This window comes from Gilliamella sp. X-46, assembly GCF_057063525.1.
This window is the reverse complement of sequence record NZ_JBXSQH010000011.1, coordinates 54,689-64,071: the sequence shown is the minus strand read 5'-3', so window position 1 is coordinate 64,071 and position 9,383 is coordinate 54,689. Positions and strand designations below refer to the sequence as shown.

At 35.9% G+C, this 9,383-nt stretch carries 6 protein-coding genes, 1 tRNA gene and 1 pseudogene; 3 read left to right on the top strand and 5 right to left on the bottom strand.

The genetic code is table 11. The features are described from left to right. The coding region (locus ACYIAJ_RS08165; RefSeq protein ID WP_483564624.1) for a hypothetical protein at positions 1-350 on the bottom strand (350 nt) is incomplete at its 3' end. Positions 351-1,223: 873 nt separating this feature from the next. On the opposite strand from ACYIAJ_RS08165, the gene ACYIAJ_RS08160 reads away from it, so the two are divergent. Beyond that, positions 1,224-1,300 (top strand) — tRNA-Met (locus ACYIAJ_RS08160). A 39-nt stretch (positions 1,301-1,339) separates the two neighbouring features. On the opposite strand, the gene metF is transcribed toward ACYIAJ_RS08160, so the two are convergent. The 4 genes and pseudogenes from metF to ACYIAJ_RS08140 form a co-directional block, all read right to left on the bottom strand. Further along, positions 1,340-2,215, bottom strand: a complete 876-nt coding sequence (metF, locus tag ACYIAJ_RS08155; RefSeq protein ID WP_160404008.1) for a methylenetetrahydrofolate reductase [NAD(P)H] — start codon at positions 2,213-2,215, stop codon at positions 1,340-1,342. Between the two features lie 132 nt (positions 2,216-2,347). Further along, positions 2,348-4,621 (bottom strand): 5-methyltetrahydropteroyltriglutamate--homocysteine S-methyltransferase, encoded by a 2,274-nt coding sequence (gene metE / locus ACYIAJ_RS08150; protein WP_483564623.1) that lies wholly within the window; start codon positions 4,619-4,621, stop codon positions 2,348-2,350. 176 nt (positions 4,622-4,797) lie between these two features. Then, a complete protein-coding gene (locus tag ACYIAJ_RS08145) occupies positions 4,798-5,349 on the bottom strand; it encodes a YagU family protein (RefSeq protein WP_091349305.1) in 552 nt (183 codons plus the stop codon). Between the two features lie 164 nt (positions 5,350-5,513). Beyond that, positions 5,514-5,765, bottom strand: a pseudogene (locus tag ACYIAJ_RS08140) (transposase); the annotation flags it as partial. Positions 5,766-5,864: 99 nt separating this feature from the next. On the opposite strand from ACYIAJ_RS08140, the gene ACYIAJ_RS08135 reads away from it, so the two are divergent. Beyond that, positions 5,865-7,133 carry a 3-deoxy-D-manno-octulosonic acid transferase gene (locus ACYIAJ_RS08135; RefSeq protein ID WP_483560739.1) on the top strand — a complete coding sequence of 423 codons (1,269 nt, stop codon included), beginning with the start codon at positions 5,865-5,867 and terminating at the stop codon, positions 7,131-7,133. Positions 7,134-7,674: 541 nt separating this feature from the next. Next, positions 7,675-9,336, top strand: a complete 1,662-nt coding sequence (recN, locus tag ACYIAJ_RS08130; RefSeq protein ID WP_483560738.1) for a DNA repair protein RecN — start codon at positions 7,675-7,677, stop codon at positions 9,334-9,336. Positions 9,337-9,383 lie beyond the last annotated feature (47 nt).

Sequence of the window (9,383 nt, the reverse complement as noted above, 5' to 3'; positions counted from 1 at the left end):
GATATATACCCCGCTACACCATTTACAGCCGGCTCATCTCCATCATCATCACGCCAATAATTATACCTAGTGACCAAATCACTTATACTCACTGAATTCACTGATGATGGGACTATCATATCTATATCTCCCAGAGTATTCCCTGCATAAGGCAATCTTATTGGATTTGATACACTTGATATATTCGTAGACGGCATGATGACTTGGCCATCCTGCAACCTTATAGACAACAAACTGTCTGTATCTGTCGCCTTTGTTCGACCACCGTCGAACGTTAAATATGGCGGAGTACCTTCAATTGCTCTTGATGTATGTGTCGTTAATGCCACAGAACCCTGTGTATATGACAACAAGAACAGCACAAACAACGATAATTTAGGTAATCTAAATAATCTAAGTAAGCGGGATAAGTTTGGTAATTTAAATAGAAAAGGTAAGCGCCTCAACCTCGACGATAACCCTGCCGATAAAGTTGCCGATTTCGCTACGCGAAATGACCTCGGTGATAAAAATAAGAACTGTGTCTGATTTAGACTACAGTGAAATTGAAAAAGATTTAAGAAATAGGTTTGGCAGGCCAGGTGCCAGGTGCCAGGTGCCAGGTGCCAGGTGCCAGGTGCCAGGTGCCAGGTGCCAGGTGCCAGGTGCCAGGTGCCAGGCATGGCAACTCATTTCGATTATCCTGTCCATAGTAACGCATTTCGTTCATTCCGTCAATTAATCTTTTGTTTTATTTGCATTTTTTATAATTAACTGCTCAACTAATGAGCTTTCTCTTGCTTTGAAAGCGATGAAATTATAATCGCTTGATTAATAATGTGCTACTTTTTCAGTTAAAAAATTGTAAAGTTTTGTTAAAGATAGAGTCAGCCTACGTTGGCGGGCTGCTGGGGACGACTTTTGCTGGTGGTTTTTGGTTAAAAACTAACAAACAAAAACTCAAATAAAATCAATACCTTTCCTGACTGATTTTATTGAATTTTTTATTTTGTTGTTTTTTAACAAAAAATATCCCACACAAACCACTCAAGGTTATTTGAATACACTAAGGACTTAGTCAATTTTGATGTTTTTTATTATCGCTGATGTAAAGATTTTAAAATTATCGCTGTATTTAGATTAGAATTAGCAAGTATATTGTCATTTTTGTTTAAAAATGATGCTTTCACATCAAACAAACCTTGCTTTATTATTTAATTACTATAATATGGTCACCTCTTTGACGCGGGGTGGAGCAGCTTGGTAGCTCGTCGGGCTCATAACCCGAAGGTCGTTGGTTCAAATCCAGCCCCCGCAACCAATTCTTATCAATCCTTGATATATCCTTTTTTCTAAATCACTATTTTGTTTTTGGCACAGCTAATAATGTTGCAACAGCTTCGCTAATGCGTCTGGCTATGTAGCTATTGTTCATGGTGTACAAATGAATGCCGTCCACATTTTGTGAAACTAAATCAACAATCTGATCGATGGCATAAGCAATACCCGCATCACGAAATGCATCGGGATGATGTTCATATTTTTCCATCATTTGTTTGAATTTTTTCGGTAAATTCACCCCACACATCGATACCATGCGCTCAATTTGGTTTTTATTGGTCACTGGCATAATGCCGGCTTCGATCGGCACATTAATGCCCATATCGTGTGCTTTATCTAAAAATGCATAAAAATAGTCATTATCAAAAAATAGCTGTGAAATAAGTTGATCAGTACCCGCATTGACCTTTTCTTTTAGGTGGATCAGATCTTGTTTTAGGGTTGATGCTTCAAGATGTCCTTCTGGATAACATGCACCAATCACGTTAAAATCACCGTTTTCTTTAATAAATGTTACCAGTTCGCTGGCGTATCGAAAATCATCTTTGGGCGGTACATTCGGGCTGATGTCACCACGCAAAGCAAGCACATTATCAATCCCTGCACATTTAAGATCGTGTAGGATTTTTTGCATCTCGGCTTTATCAAAATTAATGCCCGGTAAGTGAGCAACACTTTCGATGCCATAAGTGTGTTTCACCGAGTGGGCAATATCAATGGTGGTTTGTCCATTTAAGCTACCACCCGCACCATAAGTGACACTGATAAAATCAGGTTTAAAATAACCAAGTTCTCGCAGAGTGCTGTAGATGGTTTCTAAAGGTGATGTTTTTTTAGGTGGAAAAACTTCAAAAGAGAACACCGTTTTTTTATTAAATAATAGATTTGTTTTCATTTTTATCATCCATTCGTTATATCGCTTATTTTCCTTATTGACATTTCCGCCGCCCAAATAGGCGGCGGAATTGTCAGACATCGTAAAATACGATGTCTTAATAAATAAGCTCAGTTCTTTATAAAACAGTGCTTAATTGAGTGTTTTCCTTACTGCTAATGTAGCTTCAACAAGATGCTGTAAGCTTTCAACCACTTCTTTTTCACCACGTGTTTTTAAACCACAGTCTGGGTTAATCCATAATTTTTGTTTATCGATCTTCGCCAGTAATTTTTCGATCGTCGCTTTAATTTCAGCAACAGGTGGAACGCGTGGCGAATGGATATCGTAAACACCTGGCCCAACTTCGGTTTTAAAATTATTGGCATTGAGCACATCAATTAATTGCAGATTAGAGCGAGAAGCTTCGAACGAAATTACATCAGCATCCATGGCATCAATATCTTTAATGATGTCAGCAAATTCGCTATAACACATATGTGTATGAATTTGAGTATCAGCTTGGACTTTGCTGTGTACTAATCTAAATGCCGGAATCGCCCAATCAAGATATTCGCTGTTCCAATCCGCTTTACGCAGTGGTAATTTTTCTTTTAACGCGGCTTCGTCAATTTGGATAATCTTAATGCCAGCAGCTTCAAGATCTAACACTTCATCACCAATGGCCAATCCAATTTGGAATACCGATTCTTTTTGCGAAATATCCTCACGTGGGAATGACCAGTTAAGAATCGTTACCGGTCCAGTTAACATCCCTTTAACTGGTTTATCAGTCAGGCTTTGTGCATATTTTGAATATTCAACCGTAATCGGTTTAGATCGTGAAATATCACCCCAAACAATCGGTGGCTTAACGCAACGTGTACCGTAAGATTGCACCCAAGCTTTTTCAGTAAAGACAAAGCCATTTAAGCTTTCGCCAAAATATTCGACCATGTCATTACGTTCAAATTCACCATGCACTAACACATCAATGCCGATCTCTTCTTGCAATTTAATACACTCCGCAATTTTTTGTTGATTAAATTCAGTGTATTGATTCAAGCAAATTTCGCCTTTTTTGAATTTAGCACGATTTAAACGCACATCAGGTGTTTGCGGGAATGAGCCAATGGTTGTAGTTGGTAATAGTGGTAAATTAAAGGCTTTCTTCTGCGCCGCTTCACGCACTGAAAACTCAGGTAAACGGGTAAAATCAGACGCGTTTAATGCCGCCACTTTTTGGCGAACCGCGTGGTTTGCACCTTCACGTTCGCGGGTAAATAGTGTTTGATTGGCTTTATAAGCCGCATTATTTTCAGGATTTGCTTCTTTAAATAACAGACCAAGTTCAGCAAGCTCTTGCAGCTTTTCTTGGGCAAAAGCAAAATAAGCACGTTGTTGAATGGTTAATTTGGTTTCATTTTGCAATGTATAAGGAACATGCAGTAATGAACAAGATGTATTAATGACAATATTTGTGGCTTTTTGTTTGATTTTACCAAGTAAAGCTAAAGTTTTTTGGTAATTGTTTTTCCAGATATTTTTGCCATTAACAACACCGGCAAATAATACTTTATCAGCAGGGAAGCCATTATTTTCAAGTAAAGCTAATGACTGTTTACCTTCAACAAAATCAAGCCCAATCCCATCAAAAGGTAAAGCGACAAGCTCTTTATAACAATCACGCACATCACCAAAATAGGTTTGTAGAACAATTTTGGTGTTACCTTTAACTGATAAAATCGCTTGATAAAGTTCGGTAAATAAGGCGATATCGTCTTTATTTAGATCGGTCACTAAAATTGGCTCATCAATTTGGATCCACTCAGCACCAAGCGTTGTAAATTTTTGGATGATTTCTTGATAAGCTTTAATAATATCGGCTTTAAAATCACCAAGCTGTTTTTTACCTAAATACTGCGCTAATTTAAAAAAGGTTAACGGCCCAACCACAACCGGTTTGGTTTGCACACCTAGCGCTTTCGCTTCTTGATATTCGTCAAAAGGTTTCGTACCTGTTAACTTAATTTGTACTGAATCTTCTATTTCAGGTACTAAATAGTGGTAATTGGTATTGAACCATTTTTTCATAGCCAGTGCGCGCACATCGCCTTTTTCACCCTGATAACCACGTGCCATAGCAAAATAACGGTCAAGTTCAGGTAAACCTAAATCTTGGTAACGTTTTGGAATAACATTAAGTAAACACGCTGTATCTAACACCGCATCATAGAATGAAAAATCATTAGATGAGATAAAAGCAATTTTTTGAGCAGCTTGTTGTTTTAAATGCTCAGCTCGCAACGCTTTGGCTTCGTTTAATAATTCGGCTTGAGTTTTATTACCTTTAAAATAGGCTTCTGTTGCAAATTTAAGTTCACGAAGCTTACCAACACGAGGATATCCAATAACAGCAGTATTCATTTTTATTTCCTTTTATCCATTTTTTTATAGTGATAAAAAGATAACAAAAAAAATAGGTATTGAATAATTCTAGTTTTTTATTGATTGTTATAGTTTTTAACTATATCAATTCAAATAAAAAATCCCACTATGGTTAAATAGTAGGATTTAATATTAACTGATGAAAGCTAAGCCAATTATTGACGCCACTCACCATGAATTGGTCTTGCAAAATGAGCAAGTACTGCAATCATACACACTTCGATCGATACACCCCAATAGATATGACCTAGAATTTCACTCCAAAGTTCATAACCATTTAAGTTCCATAACCAACCAACCGTACCTTCCGCATCATAAGCAGGATGGCGGAAACCAAGCAATGGAATTAAAAAGCCGTGCATCACAACAGTAATAATAATGCCGTACAATGCCCCATACCATAAGCGGATTTTGTTGCAATAATATGCACCTGCAACATAAACAAAGGCAAAAGCAAAACTAAATAACCAGTGATAAAGTGTCACAGCACCTAAAACGCTTGCCCCTTGGTAAATATAATCAAGCGAGTGGGAATTAATCCCAAGCCAACCCAGCCATGCATCAATATGTGCCGCAGGTGGAGAAATTTCACCAGGTACTCGTGGAGGCATATTAACTTCTGAACCCCATTTTACTAATGAACTGAAAAATCCGCCGATAATTGTTGTCCAAATAATAACTTGACGATTTGTTTTATTTCCAAACATACTTAGGTTCCCGTTGTTATGATAGATATGTATTCAAATTATACTCCTGTGTAATTTTAGATAAAAGAAGAATAAGTTGGGGGAGGTGTAAAAGTTATTGGTGATGAAATGACTTTCTTGCAATTGCACTGCCCAAGTTTTCCGTGCCTTAGTAGACTCTAGAGCTTTTTTATGATTTCCTCCTGAAGCTGAGCTTTTAAACTGAGCTGGGCAAACATCTGTTTAAGTTTACGGTTTTCGGCTTCAAGCTCCTTTAAGCGTTTGATGTCTGAAGTTTCCATTCCGCCGTATTTTTCCCGTCATTTATAGAAAGTTGAATTCTCCATGCCATATTCACGGCAAAGTTCTTTAACGGGAATACCAGCTTCAGTTTCTTTTAAAATAGCTACGATTTGATGTTCAGTCATTTTTTTCATAATTAAATCCCCTTTTACTTTTATCATAGAGAATTTTCTACTTTTTTGCTGTACTATTTTAGGGGATAGTTACAGTTTTATTTAAACGATAGAGAAAAAATGGATAAATTATTTAGATATTGTTTATTGATAGTCACTCAGTTTTTGTTAATATTTTTGCCTGTGCTTGCTGTTTATTCTTTCATTAAGGCTCGTAAACAAAATATTAAAACTAGAGATAATTTACAACATATTAGTCAACATTATTTTCTTACTTCTTTGTTTCATCGATGGAATAAAAAGAATTGTATAATGATTCATGCAATATCTTTAGGAGAAGTTGATGCAGCAATTAATTTAATTAATTCATTTGAACCAGAATCAAATGAAAATATTATATTAACAGTAACATCTATTCAGGCTTATAAAAAACTACATAAGAATAAACTGAATTTGAAAATATTATATTTTCCTTTTGATTCATTAATTCATCAAACTTTGTTTCTTAGTCACTTTCATATCAAAAAAGCAATAATTATTGAGCATGATTTTTGGCCAAACTTTCTTGCAGTAATGAATATGCTAAAGCGAGAGGTGATACTTTTAAATGGTCATATTTCAGATAAAACAATACAACGTCTTAGTAACAGGTATTATAGAGAGTTAATGTTTTCGCCAATTAAAAATGCTTATGTACAAACAGATGACCTTAGAACAAAACTGCTACATATAATGCCAGATATTAATGTGTCGGTTGTGCCTAGCTACAAACTTCCCTTAAATATTCGCGTTAATGGTGTTGAAAATATCACTTCCGAAAGGAAAGTAATAGCAATTTCTAATTTTCATCCCAATGAACTTAATACTGTTAATGTTCTTTTATCTAAATTAATTCATCTTGATTATAAAATAATACTTGTGCCCAGACATATTAATTTTTTTGATGATTTTATTCAGGTGCTTAAAAAGCAATATAATAATCAAGTAGAGGTTATATCGGAATGTAACGATATTGAAAATATATTGTCAGATATTGTTTTTGTAAAAAGTTATGGGGTTTTGAATCGCATTTATTCTATGTCACACGCATCGATTGTATTTGGTTCTTTTGACTCCTCTTTAAAAGGACATAGTTTATTTGAACCACTTCTTTATGGTGCTATGGTTTATTACGGCCCCCATTTTTCTTCTCAGAAATATATGGATGAACTATTACATTCTTTTATACCAGATATACAACATGACATAAATAGTATTTTTCAGCAGATAGAAAGTCTGACGACTCAAGATAGACTTCGTATTTATAATAGTTTTGTTAAGACCGTAGAACGAGAGGCAGTTATATTAATTAATCATTTTAGGGAGATAGAAAAATGGATAAGAAGCTAGATAATTTAAGTAGTAGTTTGATTTTTGATGCTCATAAACGTTTAGGACTAAGTGTAAGAGTTCTAAGTTATACATTGAATCCTATTGTTAAGAAAAAATATTTAGTAATAGATACAATCTGATGTTCAGTCATTTTTTTCATATTTAAATCCTCTGTGGGTTAATAAAGAGAATTTTCTACTCTTTTACTGTACTATTTTAGGGGATAGTTACAATATGATCGTTTAAAAAGAGGAATGTACATAAACCGTGTACAAAAATCGAGATACATTTCTTTGTCCTTAAAGCCCATTTAACTTTAATAATTTATTGACTATTTAAATCAAAATTCAATAAATGATAGTAATTTTGACAAACCAAATAGTAAATAACATCAAAAAGTTGCATACCTCCTAGGTGAAATAGTTTCGATTTCATATAAATAGCGCTTGTAGATATCCCCAAAACATTTCAAAAAATAAAAACAACACCCTGTATTTATTTACAGTATTTTTACTGCTATACTGCCAATATGATAACTAGCCTTATGTATTAATTTATTATGATAACTCAACTAACTATTAATAATTTTGCTATTGTAGATCAACTTCTTGTTGACTTTACTACGGGGATGACCGCCATTACGGGTGAAACGGGCGCGGGGAAGTCGATTGCTATTGATGCATTGGGATTATGTTTAGGTAATCGTTCTGATGCTTCATCTATTCGGCATGGGGCTGATCGTGTTGATATTTCGGCTTGTTTTGTGCTTGATGATACGCCAGCGGCTTTTGCTTGGTTACGCGAAAATCAACTTGATGAGGGTAATGAGTGCATTTTACGCCGAGTGATTAATCAAGATGGGCGTTCTAAAGCATTTATTAATGGTCGTGCGGTACCTATTTCGCAATTAAAAGATTTGGGGCAAATGTTGATTCAAATTCATGGGCAACATGAACATCAGCGCCTGTTACGCAGTGATTATCAACAGTTGTTACTCAATCATTATATGAATGAACCCACGTTGCTCGCCCAAATGCAGCAAGCCTATAAACAGTGGAAAGAAGCAACACGAGCTTATCAGCAGTACGAAACCTCACGACAAGAGCGTGATGCGCATATGCAGCTTTTGCAATACCAATTAAAAGAACTTAATGAGTTTTCGCCAATTGAAGGGGAATATCAACAAATTGACGAAGAATACAAACGATTATCTAACAGTGAACAATTAATCAATCTAAGCCAACAATCTGTGATGTTGTTAGATGAAGCCGATGAATATAACGTCAGTAATTTGCTTAGTAGTGTTAAAAATAGTGTTCAAGAACTAACCTCGCTCGATCCTGCGTTAAATAATGTTTATAACATGTTGGAAGAGGCATCAATCCAAATTAAAGAAGCAAGCGATGAACTTCGTCATTATAGTGAACGTTTAGAGCTCGATCCTGCTCGAGTCATGCAACTTGAACAGCGGTTATCAAAACAAATTGCTTTAGCGCGTAAGCACCATGTCACCCCTGAAACATTGCCCGATTTACATCAAACCTTGTTAGCTGAATTTAAACAGATCAATCAGCAAGATGAACAAAGCGAACAACTGAAAGCCGATATTACCAAATATCATCAAACCGCTGTTGACATTGCCCAAAAATTGCATCAAAAAAGATTAACGATAAGCAAAACATTAGCCAAAAAAGTAACCACTATTATGCATGACTTATCCATGCCTAATGGACAATTTAGTATCGATATCACTTTTGACGAAAACCGATTAAATGAAGACGGTGCCGATCAAGTCACCTTTTTAGTCAGCACCAACGCAGGGCAAAGTCCACAACCGCTTGCTAAGGTGGCTTCTGGTGGTGAGTTATCACGTATTGCCTTAGCCATTCAAGTTTTAACAGCGCAAAAAATGGATACGCCAGCATTAATATTTGATGAAATTGATGTCGGTATTAGTGGACCAACTGCCGCTAAAGTCGGCCAGTTATTAAGGCAACTGGGTGAATCAACGCAAGTGATCACTGTAACTCACCTGCCACAAGTTGCAGGGCAAGCAAATCAGCACTATTTTGTTAACAAACAGACCAATGGCAAACAGACTTCAACTGATATGCAAAAACTAGATAATACTGGTCGTTTAAATGAACTTGCTCGGTTATTAGGTGGCGACAAAATTACTGATGCAACATTAGCCAATGCGAAAGAGCTACTTATTATCTAACTGAATTGTGGTAATATAGCTCTTTCATTTAGGTGAGAAGGAGGCTT